This is a genomic window from Pseudomonas sp. AC242, assembly GCF_979258655.1.
The window spans coordinates 2,983,094-3,005,221 of the sequence record NZ_OZ409873.1; the positions used below are offsets into that span (position 1 = coordinate 2,983,094).

13 protein-coding genes are annotated in these 22,128 nt (G+C 59.8%); 9 read left to right on the forward strand and 4 right to left on the reverse strand.

What is annotated here, in order from left to right; translation table 11 throughout:
- Positions 1-221 precede the first annotated feature (221 nt).
- A complete protein-coding gene (locus ACZZ0A_RS13295) occupies positions 222-6,632 on the reverse strand; it encodes an amino acid adenylation domain-containing protein (protein WP_463543275.1) in 6,411 nt (2,136 codons plus the stop codon).
- Between the two features lie 474 nt (positions 6,633-7,106).
- On the opposite strand from ACZZ0A_RS13295, the gene ACZZ0A_RS13300 reads away from it, so the two are divergent.
- From ACZZ0A_RS13300 to ACZZ0A_RS13315, 4 genes are all read left to right on the forward strand, one after another.
- On the forward strand, positions 7,107-7,901 hold the full coding sequence (locus ACZZ0A_RS13300) for a helix-turn-helix transcriptional regulator (RefSeq protein ID WP_095111863.1): 795 nt from the start codon (positions 7,107-7,109) through the stop codon (positions 7,899-7,901).
- Between the two features lie 33 nt (positions 7,902-7,934).
- Positions 7,935-9,329 (forward strand): efflux transporter outer membrane subunit, encoded by a 1,395-nt coding sequence (locus ACZZ0A_RS13305; RefSeq protein WP_007915981.1) that lies wholly within the window; start codon positions 7,935-7,937, stop codon positions 9,327-9,329.
- 156 nt (positions 9,330-9,485) lie between these two features.
- Entirely contained in the window at positions 9,486-10,091 is a 606-nt protein-coding gene (locus ACZZ0A_RS13310; RefSeq protein WP_463543276.1) for an SCO family protein, read from the forward strand.
- Entirely contained in the window at positions 10,091-10,570 is a 480-nt protein-coding gene (locus ACZZ0A_RS13315; RefSeq protein WP_463543277.1) for a copper chaperone PCu(A)C, read from the forward strand. Before ACZZ0A_RS13310 ends, ACZZ0A_RS13315 begins: the two co-directional genes overlap by 1 nt.
- Before the next feature lie 79 nt (positions 10,571-10,649).
- Here ACZZ0A_RS13315 and ACZZ0A_RS13320 read toward each other — a convergent pair whose 3' ends face one another.
- On the reverse strand, positions 10,650-11,150 hold the full coding sequence (locus ACZZ0A_RS13320; protein WP_463543278.1) for a hypothetical protein: 501 nt from the start codon (positions 11,148-11,150) through the stop codon (positions 10,650-10,652).
- A gap of 233 nt (positions 11,151-11,383) precedes the next feature.
- Between ACZZ0A_RS13320 and ACZZ0A_RS13325 the strand changes: the two genes are divergently transcribed.
- From ACZZ0A_RS13325 to ACZZ0A_RS13335, 3 genes are all read left to right on the forward strand, one after another.
- Positions 11,384-11,758, forward strand: coding sequence for a hypothetical protein (locus ACZZ0A_RS13325; RefSeq protein WP_095111859.1), 375 nt, complete (start codon positions 11,384-11,386; stop codon positions 11,756-11,758).
- Positions 11,755-11,952: a helix-turn-helix transcriptional regulator gene (locus ACZZ0A_RS13330; RefSeq protein ID WP_095111858.1), complete on the forward strand. Its 198-nt coding sequence runs from the start codon at positions 11,755-11,757 to the stop codon at positions 11,950-11,952. Before ACZZ0A_RS13325 ends, ACZZ0A_RS13330 begins: the two co-directional genes overlap by 4 nt.
- 61 nt (positions 11,953-12,013) lie before the next feature.
- Positions 12,014-13,597, forward strand: coding sequence for an alkaline phosphatase D family protein (locus ACZZ0A_RS13335; RefSeq protein WP_141232651.1), 1,584 nt, complete (start codon positions 12,014-12,016; stop codon positions 13,595-13,597).
- A 33-nt stretch (positions 13,598-13,630) separates the two neighbouring features.
- On the opposite strand, the gene ACZZ0A_RS13340 is transcribed toward ACZZ0A_RS13335, so the two are convergent.
- Positions 13,631-14,647 carry an ABC transporter substrate-binding protein gene (locus ACZZ0A_RS13340; RefSeq protein WP_007915967.1) on the reverse strand — a complete coding sequence of 339 codons (1,017 nt, stop codon included), beginning with the start codon at positions 14,645-14,647 and terminating at the stop codon, positions 13,631-13,633.
- 408 nt (positions 14,648-15,055) lie between these two features.
- Here ACZZ0A_RS13340 and ACZZ0A_RS13345 point away from each other — a divergent pair, with 408 nt between their 5' ends.
- Positions 15,056-17,266 (forward strand): LTA synthase family protein, encoded by a 2,211-nt coding sequence (locus ACZZ0A_RS13345; protein WP_463543279.1) that lies wholly within the window; start codon positions 15,056-15,058, stop codon positions 17,264-17,266.
- Positions 17,267-17,384: 118 nt separating this feature from the next.
- Here the strand turns inward: ACZZ0A_RS13345 and ACZZ0A_RS13350 are convergent, their stop codons facing one another.
- Positions 17,385-19,421 (reverse strand): TonB-dependent receptor, encoded by a 2,037-nt coding sequence (locus ACZZ0A_RS13350; protein ID WP_463543280.1) that lies wholly within the window; start codon positions 19,419-19,421, stop codon positions 17,385-17,387.
- A gap of 334 nt (positions 19,422-19,755) precedes the next feature.
- Between ACZZ0A_RS13350 and katG the strand changes: the two genes are divergently transcribed.
- The gene (gene katG, locus ACZZ0A_RS13355; protein ID WP_463543281.1) at positions 19,756-22,026 is read left to right on the forward strand and encodes a catalase/peroxidase HPI; all 2,271 of its coding nucleotides are present in this window, start codon (positions 19,756-19,758) and stop codon (positions 22,024-22,026) included.
- Positions 22,027-22,128 lie beyond the last annotated feature (102 nt).

Genomic DNA, 22,128 nt, shown 5'->3' on the forward strand with positions numbered 1-22,128 from the left:
AAAAGGAGCGCGCAGCAGCGAGTCCGTGCACGCGGCGCGCAGCCTGGAAAAACTAAAACATCGGGGCGTGGGTGTCTGACATGGGAAGCGGGGACAAGCCGCCCTGCTCGCTGTTCGTCTCTGTAGGAGCTGCCGAAGGCTGCGATCTTTTGATTTTGCTTTTAAAAACAAGATCAACAGATCGCAGCCTTCGGCAGCTCCTACAGGGATTGTGGTCGCCGTCAGAGGCGGCGTTTGCGGTTGAGGCTCGGGATGGTGGTCTGGGCGATTTCGACCTGCTTGGCCTGCCGCGAGGTCTGTGCCGCCAGCGCGGCCAACGTCGGCTGGCTGAACAGCGTCCGCGCGTCGACATGCAGCCCGGCCAGACGCATGCGCGCCACCAGACTGACCGCCAACAGCGAATGCCCGCCCAGCTCGAAGAAGTTGTCGTGCCGGCCCACCTGCTCGACCTTGAGCACCTGCGCCCAGATCTGCGCCAAGGCCGTTTCCACGTCACCCTCAGGTGCCTCGTAAGGACGGCTGAGCAGCGCCTCCGCCCCCGGTTCCGGCAAGGCCTTGCGGTCGATTTTGTCGTTAGGCGTCAACGGCAATGCGGCCAGCATCACGTAGGCACCGGGCACCATGAATTCCGGTAACTGCGCCAGTACATGCGCTCGCAAGGCCTCAAGCGTCGGTGCAGTCAGCCCGGTACGCACGCTGTAATACGCCACCAGTCGCTCATCGCGCACCAGCACCACGGCCTCGCGAATGGCCGGGTGTTCCAGCAGGCGCGCTTCAATCTCGCCCAGCTCAAGGCGCACCCCGCGCAGCTTGACCTGAAAGTCGTTGCGACCGAGGAATTCGAGGTTGCCATCGGCGCCGTAACGCACCAGATCACCGGTGCGATACAAGCGATCAGCGGCCACGAACGGGCTGTCGATAAAGCGTTCGGCCTGCAATTGCGGCAGTCCCAAATAGCCCCGCGCCACGCCCACCCCGCCAATGTGCAAATGCCCGCTCACGCCAAGCGGCACTGGCTGATCGCATGCATCAAGGACATACAACCGCGTGTTGCTCAGCGCCTTGCCGATCGGCACCAGTGTCGGCGGCACCGGATCGCCGGGTTGCAGCGTCCAGCCGCTGCTGTCGACCGTGGTTTCGGTCGGCCCATAGACGTTGTGCAGGCGCACCCACGGCAGGCGCTCGCGGACTTGCCGGGCCAGGGCGACGGTCAACTCGCCGCCACCGTTAAGCACGTCGGTGAGGCTGGTGCACTGGCTGACGTCGTCCTGTTCGATGAACTGCTGCAACAACGCCGGCACGAACTTGACCACGGTAATGTTCTGCTCGCGAATCACTCGCGTGACATAAGCCGAATCGCGGTTGCCATCGGCCCGCGCCAGCACCAGGCGCATGCCCGAGCAGAGCGGCCAGAAGATTTCCCATACCGAACTGTCGAAACTGTACGGGGCCTTTTGCAGCAACGCCCCGTGCTCAGTTGGCGGCGACAACTGCGAGCCCCAGTGCACCATGTTGCAGGCGCTGCGGTGCTCGATCATCACACCCTTCGGCGTGCCGGTAGAGCCGGAGGTGTAGATCATGTAGGCCAGATTCGCCGCGCCGAGATCTGGCACCTGCAGATTGTCGTGCGGCTGGTTCTGCCAGGCGCCGAGGTCGAGATGGATTAGCGGCACGCCGGGTTCGCCAAGCAGGTCACGCGTCGCCGCATGCACCAGCAACGCGACCGGTGCGCTGTCCTGCAACATGTAATTCAGCCGTTGCAGCGGGTAATCCGGATCGAGCGGCACATAAGCACCGCCCGCCTTGAGTACGCCCAGCAGGCCGATCACCAGTTCAGGCCCGCGCTCGACACAAATCGCTACCCGCGAATCCGGCCGCACGCCCAGCCCGCGCAGATGATGAGCCAAGCGGTTGGCCTGCTCGTTCAGCTCGCGATAAGTCAGGCGCTGTTCGGCGAATTGCACGGCGACGGCATTCGGTTTGCGCTGCACCTGTTGTTCGAACAGTGTGTGAAGCGGCTGGTCCAGCGGGCAGCCGACCACCGTATCGTTGAACTCGATCAGCAGCCGTTGCAGTTCTTCCTGCGGTAACGGCAGCAGGCTATTCAGCGGCCGCTGAGGCTCGGTCTCCAGCGCCGCGACCAAGCCATTCAGGGCCGCTTGCACGTAAGCGCCAATCCGCTGCGCGCCGATGTTCGACAAGGTTCTGGTGGTCAGACGCAAGCCTGTGCCGAAGTCATCGACACTCAGGGTAAACGGGTAATTGGTGCGCTCCTCGTTGGCCAGGGTTTCGATGCCCTGCCAGGTTTGCCGGGAGGTTTTTTGCTCGACATCATCGCTGTGCCGATAGTTGAGCAAGGCGCTGAACAGCGGCGCTGGCGCAGCAACGCCACTGCACCGCTGGGCCAGCGCCAGGGACGCGTGTTCATGGGCGAGCAAAGCGGTCAGGCGCGCATGAGTGGATTTCACCGCTGCGCGCGCGCCTTCGCCGACATCGACCCGCAGCGGCAAGGTGTTGATGAACACCCCCAACGCCCGGTCGGCACCCGCGCCGCCCTGCATGCGCCCCATCAACACTGTGCCGAACACCACGCTTTGCTGGCCGGATGTCGCCGCCAGCACCTGCGCCCAGGCGAGGTGAATCAGGCTGGCGACACTCACGCCGGCCAGGCGTGCCTGCTGCTGCAAACGCTGATAGAGATCGCTGGCCAAGGCTTGCTCGGCCTCTTCGATGTTGCTGCCGTCGCCCTGTACGTTCTGCAAAGCGAACGGCAAGGTCGGCTCGTCGATGTCGCCGAGCATCTGCCGGAAGAACGCTTCATGCTCCTGCTCGCTGACGCCGAATCGCGTCTGCGCCACATAGTTGCGGTACGGCACCGGTGCCGCCAGCGGTTCGCCGTGCCCGGACAGGCTGGCGTGAATTTCTTCGCGCATCGCCTCCAGCGCAATGTGGTCCATCGCCAAATGATGGAACAACAAGATGCCGACCACCCGGTTATGCGCGGGATCACGGGAATACATCAGGCGCAGCAGCGGCGCCTGACTGACATCGAGGCGATAACGCCGCGCATCGAAGCGCTCGTGCAACTGATCGATGATTGCGCCGCCAGCAGGGTCAAGTTCGACTTCCTGCACCGGCAAAATGGCCTCGCGCCAAACGACCTGAACCGGTGACGTCAGCCCCTCCCAGACCACCGCCGTGCGCAAGATGTCGTGCCGCGCCATGACCTGACGCAGCGCAACGGCGAAGGCCTCGACCCGCTCGAGGCTGTCGAATGCCAGCAGCGATTGCAGCAGATACGGATCGCCCTGCGCAGCGGTGATGTGGTGGTAGAGAATGCCTTCCTGCAACGGCGCCAAGGGGTAGATATCCTGCACATTGGCGGCACCACCCGGCACCGTCGCAACGATACGCTCGATCATCGCCTGATCCAATTGCACCAGTGGCAACAGGTCCGGCGTGATGTGCGTGCAATCGGCGGCAATGCGGTTGGCCGGCACTTCGACTTCGCGGCCACTGCCCTCCGCCGCTGCCAGCGCCGCCAGGGTCGGTTGGCTGAACAGCACGCGAACATCGCTGCTCATGCCAATCTGACGCATGCGTTCGATCAGGCCGACGGCCAACAACGAATGGCCGCCCAGTTCGAAAAAGTGGTCGTGACGCCCGACCCGTTCGACTTGCAAGACCTCGGCCCAGATCTGCGCCAAAGCGATTTCGACGTCACCTTGTGGCGCCTCGTATTGACGACGGATCAACGCGTCCGGCCCCGGCGCCGGCAAGGCCTGGCGATCGAGCTTGCCGTTGGCCGTCAGCGGCAGACTCGCCAGACGGACGTAAGCGGCGGGCAACAGGGCGGCCGGCAAACGCGCTGTCAGGTGCGCGTGCAGTTGCAGGATGTCCAGCGTTTCACGCTCGGTGAACCACGCCAACAGCTGGCCGTCGCGCACCAGCACCACGGCTTCCTGCACCGCATCATGGCTGGCGAGCGCGGCTTCGATTTCGCCCGGTTCAACACGCACGCCGCGAACTTTCACCTGGTCATCATTACGACCGATGTACTCAAGATTGCCGTCGGTGCGCCACCGTGCGAGATCGCCGGTGCGATACATGCGCGCATCCGGCTGCGCACTGAACGGGTCGTCGAGGAAGCGTTCTGCGGTCAATTCCGGGCGATTCAGATAGCCCCGGGCAACCCCGGCGCCGCCGACATACAACTCGCCGATGATGCCGATCGGCACCGGGCGCTGCTGATCATCGAGCAGGTAAGCCGTGGCATTGCTCACCGGTTTGCCGATGTGCAACGCCTGCCCCGGAAGGATCAAACCTGAGGTGGCGACCACCGTGGCTTCGGTCGGGCCGTAGTTGTTGATCACCGCAAAACTCTGCGCACGATTGAACTGGCGCAGACGATCACCGCCGATCAGCAAGGTGCGCAAGGTCGGGTGATCGAGTTGTTGGCTGAAGGCGTATTCGGCAATCGGTGTTGGCAGAAAGCTGACGTCCAGCGGCTGCGCCCGCCACCACGTCAGCAGCGCATCGATGTCTTCGTTGCCTTCGCTCGCGGGTGACAAATGCAACGTCGCTCCGGCACACAACGCCGGCCAGACCTCCCACGCCATCGCGTCGAAACCGAAACCGGCCAGGCTCGACGTGTGCTGGCCAGGGCCGAGAGCGAATGCCGCGCAGTGCCAGTCGAGCAGATTGCCCAAGGTGCGGTGTTCAACCATCACGCCTTTGGGCAACCCGGTCGAGCCGGAGGTGTAAATCACATAGGCGAGGTGGTTGGTGTTCAACCCCGGCACGTCGGGATCGGTCACGTTGTCGAGCGACCATTCTCGGCGATCAAGCTCGATCACTGGCAGCGCTGTGGCGGGCAAGCGATCACGCAGATCACTTTGCGTCAGTATCGCCACCGGAGCGCTGTCGCCGAGCAAGTAACTCAGGCGCTCGGGCGGATGCGCCGGATCAATCGGCACATAAGCGGCGCCAGCCTTGAGAACCGCCAGCAGCCCGACCAGCGTTTCCAGGCCGCGGCGGGCAACGATTGCAACCCGGTCATCCGGCCGCACACCGAGGCCCAGCAGATGATGGGCCAACGCATTGGCTTGCCGGTTCAGCTCGGCATAACCAAGGATTCGTCCCTGACACGTCGCGACCACGGCGTCCGGTTGTTCGGCCACTCGCGATTCGAATCGCTGATGAATCAGTTGCCCTTGCGGATAACTGACGCGAGTGTCGTTCCACTGATTGAGCCGGGCCAGTTCTGCCGGGCTATTAAGGTTGAAATCGGCGATTGCCAGTTCCGGACACTCCAGCCCTTGCTCCAGTATCAGCAACAAGCGCTCGGTCAACGCCGCGATCTCGTCAGCCGTGAAATAGGCCGGCGAATACACCAGATGCAACCAGGCCTTGTCGTTGTAACGGTTGCTGCGCAGGTGAATGGCCAGCGGTGTCGCCTCGTGCTGGTTGGAGACTTTGACCACGTGCCCCGGCGCCTCAGCGTAACGGTAGTCATGGTCGTCCTGCTCGTAGGACACCGACAGCTCGAACAGTTGCGAGCGATCTTCGCGTAACAGACCCAGCGCGCGGTTCATCTCGCTCAGCGGGTAGCGTTGGTGGCGGAAGTCCTGTTTGAGGCCATCGCCGATCGCCTTGATCAAGTCAGCGAATGACAGCTCACGGCCAAAGTCCATGCGCATCGCACTGACCTGGGTGAACAAGCCCAAGGTGCTTTTGAAACGGGCACCGGAGCGATTGAGAATCGGCAAGCCGACAACCCACTCATCACGCTGGGCGGTACGACTGAAATACACGTGCAGCGCCGCCAACAATACGTGAAAGGCCGAACCACCGAGGTGTCGCGCGGTGTCTTTCATGCGCTCGTGCAGCAGGGCCGGAAAAGCCTCGACGTGGATGCAACTCGGCGCCGCTTCAGGGTCAAGGGGTTCGCGATGACGGGGAATCAACAAGGGTTCGGGAAGGCTGCGGTATTTGTCCAGCCAGTAGCGCTGATCGAGTTCATAGCGTGATGACTGATGATAGCGCGCGTCATCTTCGATAAAGGCGACATAGGACGGTGCCGCCACATCTGGACGCTCGCCACGGGACAACGCGCTGTAAATGTCGCCCACCGATTTGAACAGCAGACCAAAACCCCAACCATCGATAATCAAATGGTGGGCCTGCGCCGCCAGCCAGTGGCGGTGCTGATCGAGGCGAATGAGACAGAAGCGGAACAGCGCTTGCCCGCTCATCACATAAGCCTGGGCCATTTGCTCTTCGACCAGCGCCCGAGCCGCCGACTGGGGATCGGGGTGCCCGCTGAAATCAAACAGCGGCATGGGCAACGGCAACGTCTGTGCAAACCCTTGCAACGGTAGCCCGTCGTGACCGACGTCCGCCAGCAGCACAATGCGCAAGGCGTCGTTCGCCGCAACCAGGCATTCGAGTGCCGATTGCATCAATGCCGGATCCAGCGGCCCGCTCAGTTCGACGTAACCGCCAATGTTGTACAGCGGCGAATCTCCGCGGCTCAGTTGGTCCAGCCAGATATCCCGCTGAGCGGCAGTCAGCGCGAATGTCTCGACAGGCACGGACAGATCGTCCGCCACGTTGGCAGAAGTAGGCTGCATAAGGTCCTTCTCATGAAATTTTGCCGGTATTCAAGCATCGGCCCCGCCACCGACATGACACCTGAAACCCGGACAACCACCACCCTGGTACGCGCTATGGGCGTGGTTATCGCAGGCACTGTCTAAAAATTCGGAGAGGAAATACTGAAAAGCTTGTAGGAAAAAAACCACATAGCAGCGCCGCCATTTACCCGAGCACTGCCGATCAGAATTCATCATCGCCCGGTTTCCGGGGCTTGAGCGTGACTGAACAGTCACTCTCGCCGTTACGCCGGCGTTCAACAGCGTCAGAACCCCGGCGCCAATATTCAGAAATAGTGGCACTTTGTGTCCCTGTTTTCCCCTACAGACGTAGGACAAATCCATAGGCTTAAATCCCGCTCCAGATCATGTTCAAGGAGAAATGACTGCGTGGGCGGCTTTTACAGAGACGGCAGACGATTCAGTGATGGCTCTGAACCAGGGATGAAGGATATGAATCTGACCGGCAGCATTCGTAATATGGAAAACCCGCACTTCTACTGGCAACTGGGTGAGTTGATTGCCAGCACCGGCGATGATCACTTCGCCACGAACATGTTCCAGTTGGTCGACACGCTGGTGCCGGTCAACCGGGTAGATCTCAGTGAGTGGACGCTGGATGAGCGTCAGGCCAGCGTGGTCGACATCAAACCGTTGGGCAGCGCCGGTTTGGCGCAGACCTGTGCCGCGCCCGATCCGCTGGAGAGCCCCGACGATCATCCGCTGCTGCAGAAGATGATCGAGATGAACGACTCGCTGCTGATTCAACTGAAAGCCTCGCTCCAGCCTCGCCATCCGCAACACAGCGCACATCAATGCAATCTGGTTTCGCGCACGTCCAATCGCCGTTGCGTGATCTCGTTTTACCGACCGCATACCCAACGGGTGTTTTCCCTGCCCGAGCTATCGTTTCTCAAGCGCCTGTCCGACACCTTGCTGCCACTGATCGAACGCCACGCGCAGATCAGCCGGCAAATCCTCGCCAGACAACCGCGCCAGCCCCTGGCCGAACTGGATCAGGCACCGTTGGCGCAGGTGTTCGATGAACGCCTGGCGATCAGCGACATCGCCCTGTCAGTGCGCGAAAAAGAAGTCTGTCTGGGCCTGTTGACCGGCGGCACAGTGCCGCAAATGGCCGAACAACTGCGAGTCAAAAACAGCTCGATCGAGACATATCTGAAACGCGCCACGGCCAAACTCGGGGTCAGTGGTCGCCATGGTCTGGCGAAATGGATGGCCGGGGCCTGAGCACAACGCTCTTTTAATGCATGAGGCAGTTCGATGTTGACGTTGCGACTTTCCCTGCTGTCCATGGCGATTCTGATGGGCGGTTGTTCATTGATTCCCGAGTACCAGCGCCCCGCTTCACCCACTGCCGCGCAGTATCCCGCAGCCACGCAGCCAGCCACGAGCAGCGAGGACTGGCGCACGCTGTTCACTGATCCGGCGCTGCAACAGTTGATCGAAAGCGCGCTGGTCAACAACCGCGACCTGCGCGTGGCGGCACTCAACGTCGAAGCGTTCCAGGCGCAATACCGCATTCAGCGCGCCGACCTGCTCCCGGCGGTGTCGGCCAACGCCAACGAGTTACGCCAGCGGATGCCGCCGAGCGTGACCCAGGGCAAAGCGCTGATCAATTCGACGTACTCGGTCAACCTTGGCATCAGCGCTTATGAGCTGGACTTCTTCGGTCGCGTGCGCAGCCTCAGCGAGGAGGCCTTGCAGACCTGGCTCTCGACTGAAGAAGCGCGGCGCAGTGCCGAGCTGAGCCTGGTGGCCAACGTCGCCAACGCCTACCTGACCTGGCGCGCCGATCAGGAGTTGCTGGAGCTGACCCGCGACACCCTCGCCGCCGATGAACAGAGCCTGCACCTGACCACCCGTAATCGCGAGGCCGGCAAATCGTCGGCGCTGGAACAGGCGCAAGCGAAGACCAGCGTCGACAGCTCTCGGGCCAATCTGGCGCGCTACCAGCGCCAGGTCGCCCAGGACTTGAACAGCCTGACCTTGCTCGTTGGCGCGCCGGTGCCAGTGACCCTGCCCGCCCGTCCGCTGGCCAGCGATCTGGTGCAACAACTGCCCGCCGGGTTGCCCTCGGATCTGCTGCAGCGTCGGCCGGACATCCTTCAGGCGGAGTACAAACTGAAAGCGGCCAACGCCAATATCGGTGCGGCGCGGGCGGCGTTTTTCCCCAGTGTCAGCCTGACGGCGAATGCCGGCACGTCGAGTCGCGATCTGTCCGGACTGTTCGGCGGCGGCTCTGGCGCCTGGACCTTTCAGCCGCAGATCAACCTGCCGATTTTCAACGCCGGCAGCCTGCGCGCCAGTCTTGATTATTCGAAATTACAGAAAGATGTGGCGGTGGCCGAATACGAAAAATCGATTCAAACCGCGTTTCAGGAAGTCGCCGACGGCCTCGCCGCGCGCAGCACCTATCAGCAACAATTGCAGGCGCAGCGAGATCTCGTCGCAGCCACGCAGACGTATTACAACCTGGCGCAGAACCGCTATCAGAATGGCGTCGACAGCAGCCTGACGTTCCTCGATGCGCAGCGTTCGCTGTTCAGTTCGCAGCAAGGCCTGATCACCGATCGCCTCGCGCAACTGGTCGCCGAGGTCAATCTGTACACCGCGCTGGGCGGGGGCTGGAGCGCCGCTGAATCACGCGTGCAGTAAGCTGTGGTCACTTTTTCTTACACCTTTTGTCGCTCGATCCTGCGCCGTGCGGCGATCCGTGGCCGGCCTCTGCCTTCAGTTTGGTATCATGCGCCGCTTTTACGGTTAACCCCCCGCCAGTCCTGCTGACTGACGGGCTGCAAAAGGCGGTATTAGATGACGGCTTTGTTGACTCGCCGCAAGGTGCTTGCGGGAATGGGCGTGCTCGGGCTAGGCCTGCTCGCCGGCTGCGACACCCGTGGCCAACTGTCGTACAAGTACGGCAAGGATCTGAGTAACAAGATCATGGGGCGCACCTTCAAACTGAAGAACACCGATGGCGAAACCATGACGCTGTCGAGCTTTCGCGGCATGATGCCGATGGTCTTCTTCGGCTTCACCCAGTGCCCGGCAGTCTGCCCGACCACCCTCGCCCGCGCGGCGAAAATCAAAAAGCTGATGGGCGCCGATGGCGATCGCTTGCAGGTGATTTTCATCACCCTCGATCCCGAGCGCGACACCCCGGAAATCCTCGACGCCTACATGAAAGCCTTCGACCCGACGTTCGTTGCGCTGTACGGCACGCTTGAGGAAACCGCGGCCACGGCCAAGGAATTCGACGTGTTCTACGAGAAAGTCCCGGCCGACGACACCTATACCATCTCGCACACTGCCACCAGTTACGTTTACGACTCCAACGGCGGCTTGCGCCTGGGTCTGTCCACGTCGCTTTCGGCAGAACAATGTACGGAAGATTTGCTTACTGTTATGGAGGTTTGCTGATGCAACCTGTTCTGAACCACCTCAAACGCGCTGTCATCGGTTTTTCTCTGCTGGGTCTGGCATTCCAGGCGACCGCAGCGACCAAAGTCGACGATGCCTGGGTCCGTGCCACCGTGCCGAACCAATCCGCCAGCGGCGCGTTCATGACCCTCACCGCCGACAGCGACAGCAAGTTGCTCAGTGTCGCGACGCCAGCGGCCAAAGACGTGCAGATCCACGAAATGACCATGAAGAACGACGTCATGAGCATGGGCCCGGTGAAGTTTGTCGAGCTGCCGGCCGGCAAAGCCGTCAAGCTTGATCCGAACGGCTACCACGTGATGCTGATGGGCCTGACCGCTCAGTTGAAGGAAGGCGAAACTGTGCCGCTGACCCTGATCGTGGAAAACGCCAAGGGTGATAAAGAAACCCTCGAGGTTAAAGCGCCGGTTCGCGCGCTGACCAACATCGAAGGTCACGATCACAGCAAAATGCATTGATCTGACTGAGCAGCAATAAAAAAGGGGCGGCCTGATCGATGATCAGGCCGCCCCTTTTTTGTTTTTGCTGTGCGCCACATTAATGCCTGCGGGCCAATGCCTTGCGTACGCTTTCCCGTGACATCCCCGAGCCGGAACGGGTCACGGCTTTATCTACGGGCGCCTTGGCCAACTGTTTCTTGCGCTTTTCCACCTCACGCCACTGGTAACCGAGATATCCGCCTGCCACCACAATCCCCAGCCAACCGAACACCGAACTGACGAAGAACCACAACCCGAGGGTGATCCACACGGTTTTCGAGGTGAATAACTTCAAGCTGTTATCGGCAGGCACCGGTTCAACCGGTTCAACCGCTGCCTGCTGCGTCACCGGTACTCCATGCACCCCATCCAGATCAAAGCGCAAAGCGAAGTCCGCCCCGGCCACCGGAACATCTAGCTGATTGCCTTCAGCACGATGCACCCGAATTTCGCCATCGACGAGCGACGTGGAGCTGAAACTGATCCGGGTTTCATAGCGAATCTCGCCGTTGACCTGGGTCACGATCGTTCGTTTTTGGTCAATGGGGGTGTCGCGCATATCGATTCCTTGAGCGTTCCACGTCGGACGACGTGCGAAGGGATAATCCGTTGGGCTCGAATGCTACTGAGTGGCTATTACGCTGTCCAGAAAGTGTGCTTTTAAGCTACTGACCTAGGCGAAATCCTCCGGCATGAGTCTGTTCGAGGCTACCAGCCATGATGGAAAGCGTGCTTTACATCGGATAAATCTTCGGCGACCATGTAAAGGGTCTTTTACATAGGAAGTGAAGAATGAACCGGTACTACCTCGAATTGGGCGCAGCATTAATCATCTACATGCTGGTCCTGACAGCCTCATTGATTGCCTCGCAATACCTGATGGACGCCCCCATCGTACTGCGCTCGGCCGTCGCACTGACGCCGATCGTTCCGGCGGGACTGATGTGCTGGGCCATCGTGCGCAATATGCGGCGCATGGATGAAATGCATCTGCGCATCCAGTTCGAAGCCTTGGGTTTTGCCTTTGCCGCCTCGGCACTGCTGACGTTCAGCTACGGTTTTCTGGAAAACGTCGGCGCTCCGCACATTCCGTGGACGTGCGTGTGGCCGGTGATGGGTCTGATGTGGATTGTCGGCCTGCACATTGCGCGACGCCGTTACCAATGAAAAACCGCCTCAAGGAATTGCGCGCCGAGCGCAAATGGTCGCAGGTCGATCTGGCTGAACGCCTGAGCGTGTCGCGTCAGACGATTAACGCTATAGAAAACGAACGCTACGACCCGAGTCTGCCACTGGCCTTTCAGATTGCCCGGGCATTCGGGTTATCAATCGAAAGCATTTTTGATGATGGCATGAACTGAAACGCTCCCCTCGCGTCCTCGCTACTTGCAAAAACGGACTACGCTCGGAGACACCACGGCATTGCGTGGCATCCGTTTTTCTATTGTCAGCGAGGACGACAACATGAGTCCCTTTGGCCCGGTTTTGAGCTTTCGCGGTATTCAGAATCAGAAATACTGTGTATCTGCCCTGCTGGTGCAAGACCTCAACGCGCCGGCACCCACTACGCAGGTCGCGCAGGCACACAATCCGACGATCAAACGGATTGCCCGGATTCCTTTGATCAAACCGCGCATGGCCGTCTGGCGACTGGACATGCAGATCCAGCAAAGTAAAACGCAGTTGAAGATCGACTATGACTTGGGAGATGTGTCGGGCTCATTTCACGTCCCGCCTCTGGATCAGGCGCCCCGCATCGCTTACACCTCCTGCAACGGTGTGTCGGATGTCAAATACCTCAATTCGTTGGCAGATCGTTATGCCGAACGCTGGAGTCATCTCGCGCAGACCCACAAACAAGCCGAGTACCATCTGTTGGTCATGGGAGGCGATCAGATTTACAGCGATGAACTGTTGCAGACTCAAGGCCCCTTGAATGAATGGTACAAACAGTTCTCCTGGAATCGCGATGACACTCTGTGGACTGAAGAAATGGAGATTCAGGCAGACGAGTTTTTCGCCAGTGTTTATCCGCGATACTGGGCCCGACCACAGATACTGAACATGCTCAGCTGCGTTCCGACCCTGATGATGTGGGACGATCACGACATCATTGACGGTTGGGGTTCCTATCCTCAAGCCCTGCATGAAAGTCCCGTACACCAGGGGCTGTTCCGCATTGCCAGTTATTATTTTCGACTCTACCAATTACAGGTTGACGAAACCGAGAGCCGCCCGGGAGCAATTACTCGTCAAGGGCATACCTTCGCTTTTGAAGGCCTCGGTGGCCTCGCCATTGTCGTTCCCGACCTCAGGTCTGAACGCGCGCCCGACATCAAAGGCAGAAACGGCCAGCTCAAACAGCCCACGCAAATCATGTCGCAAAAAAGCATCTCGCAGATGTTTACCTGGATCAAAAGCCTGACGGTCAGCAAACCTTCACACCTGCTGTTCATCTCCAGCGTTCCGGTATCGTTCGTCAACCTTGCGCTGCTTGAGGCCCTGATCGGATGGATTCCAGGGGAGATCGGGCCGGAGGATGATTTCCGGGACCACTGGCGCCATCAGCCGCACAAAAACGAGCGTAAGCAACTGATCAATGGATTGCTCGATTTTGCCAAGTTGGCGAAATGCAAAGTCACCATTGTCTCCGGGGATGTGCATGTAGCCGCCGCCAGCGTCATTCGTTCGGCCAACCCCCGACATATCGACAATGGTGCAGAAGTCATCCATCAGTTGATTTCAACCGGCATCGTCCATCCTCCTCTGCCTGTGCTGACGATCAGAAGCCTGGAAACGATCACCGGTACCCGGGAAAAGATCGACACCGACCTTACTGCCGAAATGCAAGCCATTGGATACGATGGAAATTGCCTGATTGCCAGTCGTAACTGGCTGTCCATCGAGCCAGATAAAAGTTCCGACGGACGCAATCGGTTGTGGGTGAAATGGCACGTCGAGGGGCACGATCACCCCATTACGCGACTGATCGAGCCTGCCGGTTGAGTTCCGGAAATCCCCTGCACCGGGCCGGGTTCTTCAGCTACCGGCCCCACCATGCGCCTCTTCAAAGAAATAATCCTTCCAGCTGTCGGCCTTGTTCTTCAGCACGCCCAGTTCCTGCAATTTCTCGGCATAGATGAAGGTGCGCTGCGGCACCACAGTGAAATCGATTTCCGGATCCTTGACGATTTGCTCGACCAGAGCCAGCGGCAGTTTCGACTGCTCGACACGAATGTACGCCTGAGCCGCCGCCGGCTTATCAGCCTTGATGATCTTCTCGGCCTCGGCCAACGCGTCATAGAACGCCTTGTAGGTTTTCGGGTTTTCGTCGTGGAATTTTTCTGTGGTGTAGAGCACGTTGAACGTCGCCTGCCCACCGAGCACATCATAAGAGCTCAGCACTTTGTGCACGTTGGGATTCTGCAGGGCCTGGTACTGGAACGGCGGGCTGGAGAAGTGCGAGTTGATTTCCGAGCCGCCGGCGATCAGCGCGGCCGTCGCATCGGGGTGCGGCAGGCTGACTGAAATGTCGTCGAATTTCTTGTACTGCGCGTCACCGAACTCCTTGGCGGTTTCGATCTGCAAAGTGCGCGACTGGAAGCCGACGCCGGCGGCCGGCACGGCAATCCGGTCCTTGTCGGTGAAGTCCTTGAGCGTTTTGATGTTCGGATTGTTGGTCAGCAGATAGTTGGGCATCGAGCCCAGTGCGGCGATGGCTTTGACATTCTGTTTACCCTTGGTGCGATCCCACACGGTGAGCATTGGCGGCACGCCGGCGGAAACCACGTCGAGCGATCCGGTGAGCAACGCTTCGTTCATCGCGGTGGCGCCGGAGATGCTGTTCCAGTCGACCTTGATGTCGAGGCCCTGTTCCTTACCGTGTTTTTCGATGAGGTTCTGATCGCGCACCACATCGAGAATCAGGTAACCGATGCCGAATTGCTGGGCGATGCTGATCTTGCCTTCGGCCTGAGCGCCGGTGCTGAACAACGCACTCGCGACCAGAGAAGCGGCCAACAGAGTCAGTGCGGGACGTTTGAACGGTGTGGCCATGACAACCTCGCAGCATGGGGGTGGTTTGCTGAAAGGCCTGACTTTATCGCTATAAAAAATAGAAATTAAATATCTTTATCGCATATCGATAGCACGGGTTGTTGAGCGAAATCGGGCTGCGCGCTTTTGATTGTGAGGTTTAAAACGATCGCAGCGTTGCACAGCTCCTACATTGGATGCCGGTGATGGTTAGGCACCTTAAACAGCCTGAAACAATAAATCCGTCGGCAGCAATATCGCCAATGGTCGTGCAACACGAGGGCCGGTCAGGCCTGCGGACGCACCATCACCTTGATTAGCCCGCACGCCAGCGCATCAGCTGAGCGTTTAAAAGGGCGATCAGACAGCCCACCCTTGGTATCATCGCGCACACTTTTATGACGATTTAATGGCTGGAAGGTCTTTTTTGTGAGTGCTCTTTTTAACCGGTTGCGGCAGCCGCATGCCCGCCTCTTTTCGCTGATTGTTCTGGTGCTGGTGGTGCCGGTGTGCCTGCGTGCGGCGCTGGGCTGGTCGGCGCCGTTGGGCTATTTATCGGATCTGGCCATTGGCAGCCTGTTGGTGGTGTTGCTGCATCGCCGGGCGTGGTGGCTGGCCTTGCCGGTGCTGCTGTTCTGGGCCTTGCTGGCGGTGGCGACCGCTGAACTGGTCAGCGCCGTCGGGCGTCTGCCGACACCTTCCGACATTCATTACCTGATCGATCCGCAGTTCGTGGAAAATTCCACCGGTGGCGGCCTGGCCCATCCTGCACTGGGCATCACTTTGCTGCTGGCTCTGGTGTTCTGGCTGCTGACCCAATTTGCCGGCCGTGGCATGCCGCGCCCGCCCCTGCCCCGCGCAGCCTGGAGCGCGCCACTGCTATTGTTCGCCGCGCACTGGGGTGCGCAAAACCTGTGGCCGAGCGAAGCCGATCCGTGGCGCCAGTACAACCTGCCACACCAGTTGCTGGCCAGCGAGGCCGCTGATCTGCAGATCCAGGCCGAGGAGTGGCTGGACGGTGACGTCGAAGAACCCGCGCCGGCCATGGCCGGACTCACCGACGTCGACCTCAACGGGCAGAAATTGCTGGCCGCGCCGGGGCAAGCGCGCAACGTACTGATCATCGCGCTGGAAGGCATTCCCGGCGCCTATATCCGCGCCAACCGCGAGGCGATCAGCAGCCATTATCAGGAAGACCTGATGCCCAACCTCAGCCGCTGGGCCGAGCGCGGCATGAACACCCCGGATTACGTGCTGCACACACACCAGACCATTCGCGGTCTGTACGCGATGCTCTGCGGCGATTACGACAAGCTCAACAACGGCACGCCCAAAGGCGTGGAAATGCTCACCCTCAACGAGCGCAATCAGGCCTGCCTGCCGGCGCAACTGCGAGATCACGGCTTCAGCACTCACTACTTGCAAGGTGCCGGGCTGCGTTTCATGGCCAAAGACAAGATCATGCCGCACATCGGTTTCGATGCGACGCACGGTCTGGAGTGGTTCACCAACAGCAACTATCTGGAGTTCCCGTGGGGCAAGGATGACAAGGCATTTTTCGAAGGCGCGCTGGACTATGTCGGCCAACTGAAAAAACAGAAAAAACCGTGGATGCTGACGTTGCTGACCGTCGGCACGCATCAGCCCTACTCCGCACCCGAGGAATATCTGGAACGCTACGAAACGCCAAAACAGGCGGCCGTCGGTTATCTCGACGATGCGCTGGAGCAGTTTCTCAACGGCCTCGAACGCCAAGGCGTTCTGAAAGACACGCTGGTGGTGATCACCTCGGACGAATCCCACGGCATCGACGGTGTCCGCCTGGCTTCTTCGTGGGGCTTCAACCTGACCCTGGCACCGGAGCAGGCACAACTGCCACGGCTGAACAAAGGCGTGTATGGCCACGTCGATCTGAGCACCTCGATTCTCGATTACTTCGACTTGCCGGTGCCTTCCGCCCTGAGCGGTCGCTCGCTGTTTCGCGACTATGACAGCGGCCGCGAAATCATGTCGTTCACCAACGGCAAGCTGCGCTATCACAACGGTCAGGGGATCTTTTCCGAGTGCGATATGCCGCGTCGCTGCCGCTACTACGAAAGCGCCGGGTTCATCGCCGACAGCGCCATCTATAAAGGCAACTACAGCGGCCACCCGGCCCGACAGATCGCCGCCCGTGCCAACGCCCTCGACCTGTCGCTGTTGCGCACGCCGCTCAATCATCGCTATCAATTCGGCAGCACCAACGTCATCCCGCTGCAAGCGCAGATCAACGATGACTGGGCCGACAATCTGATTGGCGCGCAATACCTGGAAATGCCCAAAGGCTCGCACACCCGCGTACGCCTGACCGTGCGCTCGGTCGATCCGCAGCAGGCGGCGTACATTCAGCTCAAGGCCAAGGAGTTTGAACAGGACGTGCAGATCGGCTTGCCGCAGGAGATGGTGGCAACCGCCGAGCAGCCGCTGGAAATGAACTTCAGCTTCGACAACCCGCAAGAGCGCAAAGCGTTTTCTTTCCATTTGCTGGGGTATGGGTTGGGTGCGGTTGAAGTGACGGATTTCAGTGTGATTACTGAATTGCCGGGGCAAGAGGATATTCTCGACGACGTGCCGGATGACGACACCGCCCAATCCACCTGATCACGCCCGTGTAGGAGTTGCCGCAGGCTCGGGCCGCGATCGGACGATCTTTTGCTTTTAAAATAAAGATCAAAAGATCGCAGCCTGCGGCCGCTCCTACAGTGGGAATCAGTGATTATCAGAACCTCGTGCGCAATCCGACCTGAATGCTGCGCCCTTCTGCCGGCGCAATGTCGCGCAGGATCGAACTGGCGTAACGCACGGTTTGATTGGTCAGGTTCTCGGCATTGACGAAGGCCAGCCATTTACTCTGGCCGACATCAAAGTGATACCCGACATTGGCGCCCAGCGTGGTGTAGCCGTCGGTGCCGCTTTCGTTATCCGGCACCCGATGTTGTGAACTGGCGTGCTCTACATCGATGCGCGCCTGCCACTTGTCCAGTTCCCACAGCAGCCCGGTGTTGAGCCGCAGCGGCGCGATTCGCGGTAAATCTTCGCCGGTGTCCAGGTTCTTCGCGCGGGTGTAGTCACCGGACAACTCCAGGGCAAACTTGCCGTAGGCATTTTCGCCAAGGTTCCAGCGGTCCTGCGCCTCAATACCGCTGAAGCGCGCCCGCACGCCGGAGTAGGTGTATTCAGGGATGCCATCGGCGTCCTCCTCGCCTTCATCATTCAATGTGCGGCCCGTGCCGAGTAAACCGATGTAATTGGAGAAGTGGCTGTAGAACACACCGACACTGCCCTTGTGCGTGCCGTTATCGAAACGCAACGCCAGATCACTGGACACGGCTTTTTCTTTCGACAGCCCGGCATCACCGACTTCATAGGTGCCGGTCGCCACATGGGCACCGTTGGCGTAAAGCTCATAGAACGTCGGTGCGCGCTCGGTGTAGCCCAGCGTCGCAGCCACCGACCAGATCGGCGTCAGCGTGTACACCGCGCCAGAGGAAAGACTGCCAGCGGTGAAACTGCTGGAGCGGTCGGCGCTGGCGAAGCGTTCGTTACCCTTCGCGTCCGGGTCGACCGTGGTGTGCTCAAGGCGTCCGCCGAGGGTGAACAGCAGTCGATCGGTGGCTTGCAACTCCTCAAGAATGAACAGCGCAGCGGCATTGGTATCGGTCTGCGGCACAAACGCCTCTTCACCCAATGCCGAAAACTCGTTGCGGCTGACCTGTGCACCAATCACGCCATTGAACGGCCCCAACGGCTGATGCCGCGCCTCGACCCGTGCTTCGTAACCTTTGTTCTTGAACGTCGTGCCAACCTCGCCGCCTTCGATTTCGCGGTGCTCGTAATCGGTGTAACCGGCATCCAGTTTGATCGAGGTGAATGGCCCGTCGAGATTGCGTATCTCCGAGGCAAAGGCGTAGTGCTCCTGTTGCATGCGAATACGTACGTCTTGTTCAGCGGGCGAACCGTAATTGGAATCGTAGTTGCTGTAGGACAGACCGGCATAACCGTCATCCCAGGTGTACGACCCGCCGACCGCGCCGCCATCCTGGCGACCATCGCTGTTGGCCAGGCGATGTTTTTTCGAGTCGCCGTCGTCGTTTGCGCGTTCGCGAGCGGTTTTCGCGTAACCGGGGATTTTCAGGTCATTGAACTCGCGGGCGCTAGCGTCCAGATGCAAGGCGAATTGTCCGTTACCAGCCTCCAGTTTGCCGGCGCTGCTGCGCGTGGTGTCGGCACCGCCATAGCGCAACTCACCAGCGCCATGAATGCCATCGATGGCCTCAGTCGGGATGCGGTTATCGAAGGTGTTGACCACCCCGCCAATGGCACTGCCGCCGTACAGCAGAGCCGCCGGGCCACGGACGATTTCAACGCGCTCGACGTTGACCGGGTCCAGCGGCACGGCGTGGTCGTAAGACAGCGACGAGGCATCCAGCGCGCCGACTCCGTTGCGCAGAATACGGATGCGATCACCGTCCTGGCCACGAATAATCGGTCGGCTCGCACCCGGGCCGAAGTACGACGAGGACACGCCGGGTTGCTTGTTCAGGGTTTCGCCGAGGCTGCCCTTCTGTTGGAACGTGAGGTCGTCGCCGCTAAGTACCGTCGAGGGCGAGGCAAGTGTCTGGCTGCCGAGCGGATTGCCGGTGATGACTTGCGGTTGCAGTTCGAGGGTGTCGGCGGCGAATACCGGCGACGCAAAAAGCAGCGCGGCGGCCAACGGATTGAGGCGTCGTTGCAGGGGGTGGGAACGGGCAGGCATTGCAAAATTTCCATGCGCTGAAATGTGAGGATCGCTGCCAGCGTTTTGCTTTAACGCTGGTAGAAACAGAATGAAACGAATTTTATGTTATACAATAACATTTCTTCCTGTCATCCCGATTTTCACATTTTGTTTTTTGCAGAGGCTCAACAACGCATGTTTCAAGCAGGCAGCCGCTATCGGCTCATCCGTGAAGTGCTCCGAAAGAAGCTGAAAGACTTTGCCTATCAGCCTCCAATAGTCGGCCTATTAGCTGACTCCTCAAGTCGGGTCTAGCCTTACTAGTCCGAAGTCGGCACGAGCCGGCCGTAGCAGACCTGATAAGGACCCGAACATGGCAAACGAATCGAAATGCCCGTTCAACCACGCCGCCGGTGGTGGTACGACGAACCGTGACTGGTGGCCGAATCAACTCAACCTGAAAATCCTGAGTCAGCACTCGCCCAAGTCCGATCCGTTGGGCAAGGACTTCGACTACGCCAAAGCCTTCAAGAGCCTCGACTTTCAAGCCCTGAAACAAGACCTCAACGCACTGATGACCGACTCCCAGGATTGGTGGCCGGCCGACTTCGGCCATTACGGCCCCCTCTTCATCCGCATGGCCTGGCACAGCGCCGGTACCTATCGCACCGCCGATGGTCGAGGTGGCGCCGGCTCCGGGCAACAACGTTTTGCGCCGCTGAACAGCTGGCCGGACAACGTCAGCCTCGACAAGGCCCGGCGCCTGTTATGGCCAATCAAGCAGAAATATGGCCGTAATATTTCCTGGGCCGACCTGATTGTTCTCACCGGTAACGTCGCGCTGGAATCCATGGGTTTCAAGACCTTCGGTTTCTCCGGTGGCCGTCCCGATGTGTGGGAACCGGACGAAGACGTCTATTGGGGTTCCGAGCACGAATGGCTCGGTGGCGACAGCCGTTACGGCAAAGACAAGTCAGCCATGCAGGAGCCCGGTGACGGCACGCTGGTCGCCGAGCCGGATTTGCATGGCAAAGAAGAAAGCCGCACCGATCAGGGCGAACGCAATCTGGAAAACCCGCTCGCTGCGGTGCAAATGGGCCTGATTTACGTAAACCCCGAAGGGCCTGAAGGCAATCCTGACCCGGTCGCGTCGGCCCACGATATCCGCGAAACCTTTGGCCGTATGGCCATGAACGATGAAGAAACCGTGGCGTTGATCGCGGGCGGTCACGCCTTTGGTAAAACCCACGGCGCCGGCCCTGCCGATAACGTCGGGCCAGAACCGGAAGCGGCAGGCCTGGAAGAACAGGGCTTGGGCTGGCGCAACGCGTTCGGTACAGGCAAGGGCGGCGACACCATCACCAGCGGCCTGGAAGTGACCTGGACCACCACGCCGACAAAGTGGAGCAACAACTACTTGGAAAACCTGTTCGGCTTCGAGTGGGAGCTGAGCAAAAGCCCGGCTGGTGCGCATCAGTGGATCCCGAAAAACGGCGCCGGTGCCGGCACCGTTCCGCATGCCCATGACCCGAGCAAAAAGCTTTCGCCGACCATGCTCACCTCCGACCTGGCGTTGCGCTTCGACCCAGCCTACGAGCAGATATCGCGGCGCTTCCTCGCCAATCCAGATCAATTGGCCGATGCGTTTGCCCGTGCCTGGTACAAACTGATCCACCGCGACATGGGTCCATTGTCTCGTTACCTTGGCCCGGAACTGCCGAACGAAGAACTGCTGTGGCAAGACCCGATTCCGGATGCCACGCACCCACTGATCGACGACAGCGACGCTGCCGCGCTGAAAAGCAAAATCCTCGCGTCGGGGCTTTCGGTGTCACAACTGGTCTCGACCACCTGGGCCGCTGCTTCGACATTCCGCGGTTCGGACAAACGCGGCGGCGCCAACGGCGGCCGCCTGCGTCTGGCACCGCAGAAGTTCTGGCAAGCCAACCAGCCTGAGCAACTGGCCAAAGTGCTGCAAATCCTTGAGGGCATTCAGAACGAGTTCAATGACGGCGCTGCTGGCAAGAAAGTCTCGCTCGCGGACCTGATCGTGTTGGCCGGGAATGCCGGGGTCGAACAAGCAGCGAAAAATGCCGGCCATTCGGTCACGGTGCCATTCACTCCGGGACGGACGGATGCCAGCCAAGAGCAAACCGACGTCGACTCCTTTGGCTTCCTTGAACCGATTGCCGATGGCTTCCGCAACTACAGCAAAGGCAAGTACACCGTTTCGGCCGAGGCGCTGCTGATCGACAAGGCACAACTGCTGACCCTCACCGCACCGGAAATGACTGTGCTGCTGGGTGGTTTGCGGGTGTTGAATACCAACGTCGGGCAAACCCGGCATGGCGTGTTCACCTCGCAAACTGAAGCGCTGACCAACGACTTCTTCACCAACCTGCTGGACATGGGCGTGGAGTGGAAGCCGACTTCAAGGGATGCGGATGAGTTCGAGGGGCGCGACCGTAAAACCGGCAGCGTGAAGTGGACGGCGACGCGGGTGGATCTGGTGTTTGGTTCCAATGCACAGTTGAGGGCGCTGGCTGAGGTGTATGCCAGTTCGGATGCGAAGGAGCAGTTTGTGAAGGACTTTGTGGCGGCGTGGACGAAGGTCACCAACCTGGACCGGTTTGACCTGAAGTAACTTTCAGTCAATAAAAACGCCGCATTATTAGTGCGGCGTTTTTTTTATATGTACGGCTTGGGTTTTGTGGTGATGCGTGAATCCCACCCCCTCACCCCAGCC

Coding starts and splice junctions, on each gene's coding strand:
- ACZZ0A_RS13350 (WP_463543280.1), bottom strand. CDS start 19,421: ATGCCTGCCCGTTCCCACCCCCTGCAACGACGCCTCAATCCGTTGGCC.
- ACZZ0A_RS13325 (WP_095111859.1), top strand. CDS start 11,384: ATGAACCGGTACTACCTCGAATTGGGCGCAGCATTAATCATCTACATG.
- ACZZ0A_RS13340 (WP_007915967.1), bottom strand. CDS start 14,647: ATGGCCACACCGTTCAAACGTCCCGCACTGACTCTGTTGGCCGCTTCT.
- ACZZ0A_RS13295 (WP_463543275.1), bottom strand. CDS start 6,632: ATGCAGCCTACTTCTGCCAACGTGGCGGACGATCTGTCCGTGCCTGTC.
- ACZZ0A_RS13305 (WP_007915981.1), top strand. CDS start 7,935: ATGTTGACGTTGCGACTTTCCCTGCTGTCCATGGCGATTCTGATGGGC.
- katG (WP_463543281.1), top strand. CDS start 19,756: ATGGCAAACGAATCGAAATGCCCGTTCAACCACGCCGCCGGTGGTGGT.
- ACZZ0A_RS13310 (WP_463543276.1), top strand. CDS start 9,486: ATGACGGCTTTGTTGACTCGCCGCAAGGTGCTTGCGGGAATGGGCGTG.
- ACZZ0A_RS13300 (WP_095111863.1), top strand. CDS start 7,107: ATGAATCTGACCGGCAGCATTCGTAATATGGAAAACCCGCACTTCTAC.
- ACZZ0A_RS13320 (WP_463543278.1), bottom strand. CDS start 11,150: ATGCGCGACACCCCCATTGACCAAAAACGAACGATCGTGACCCAGGTC.
- ACZZ0A_RS13315 (WP_463543277.1), top strand. CDS start 10,091: ATGCAACCTGTTCTGAACCACCTCAAACGCGCTGTCATCGGTTTTTCT.
- ACZZ0A_RS13330 (WP_095111858.1), top strand. CDS start 11,755: ATGAAAAACCGCCTCAAGGAATTGCGCGCCGAGCGCAAATGGTCGCAG.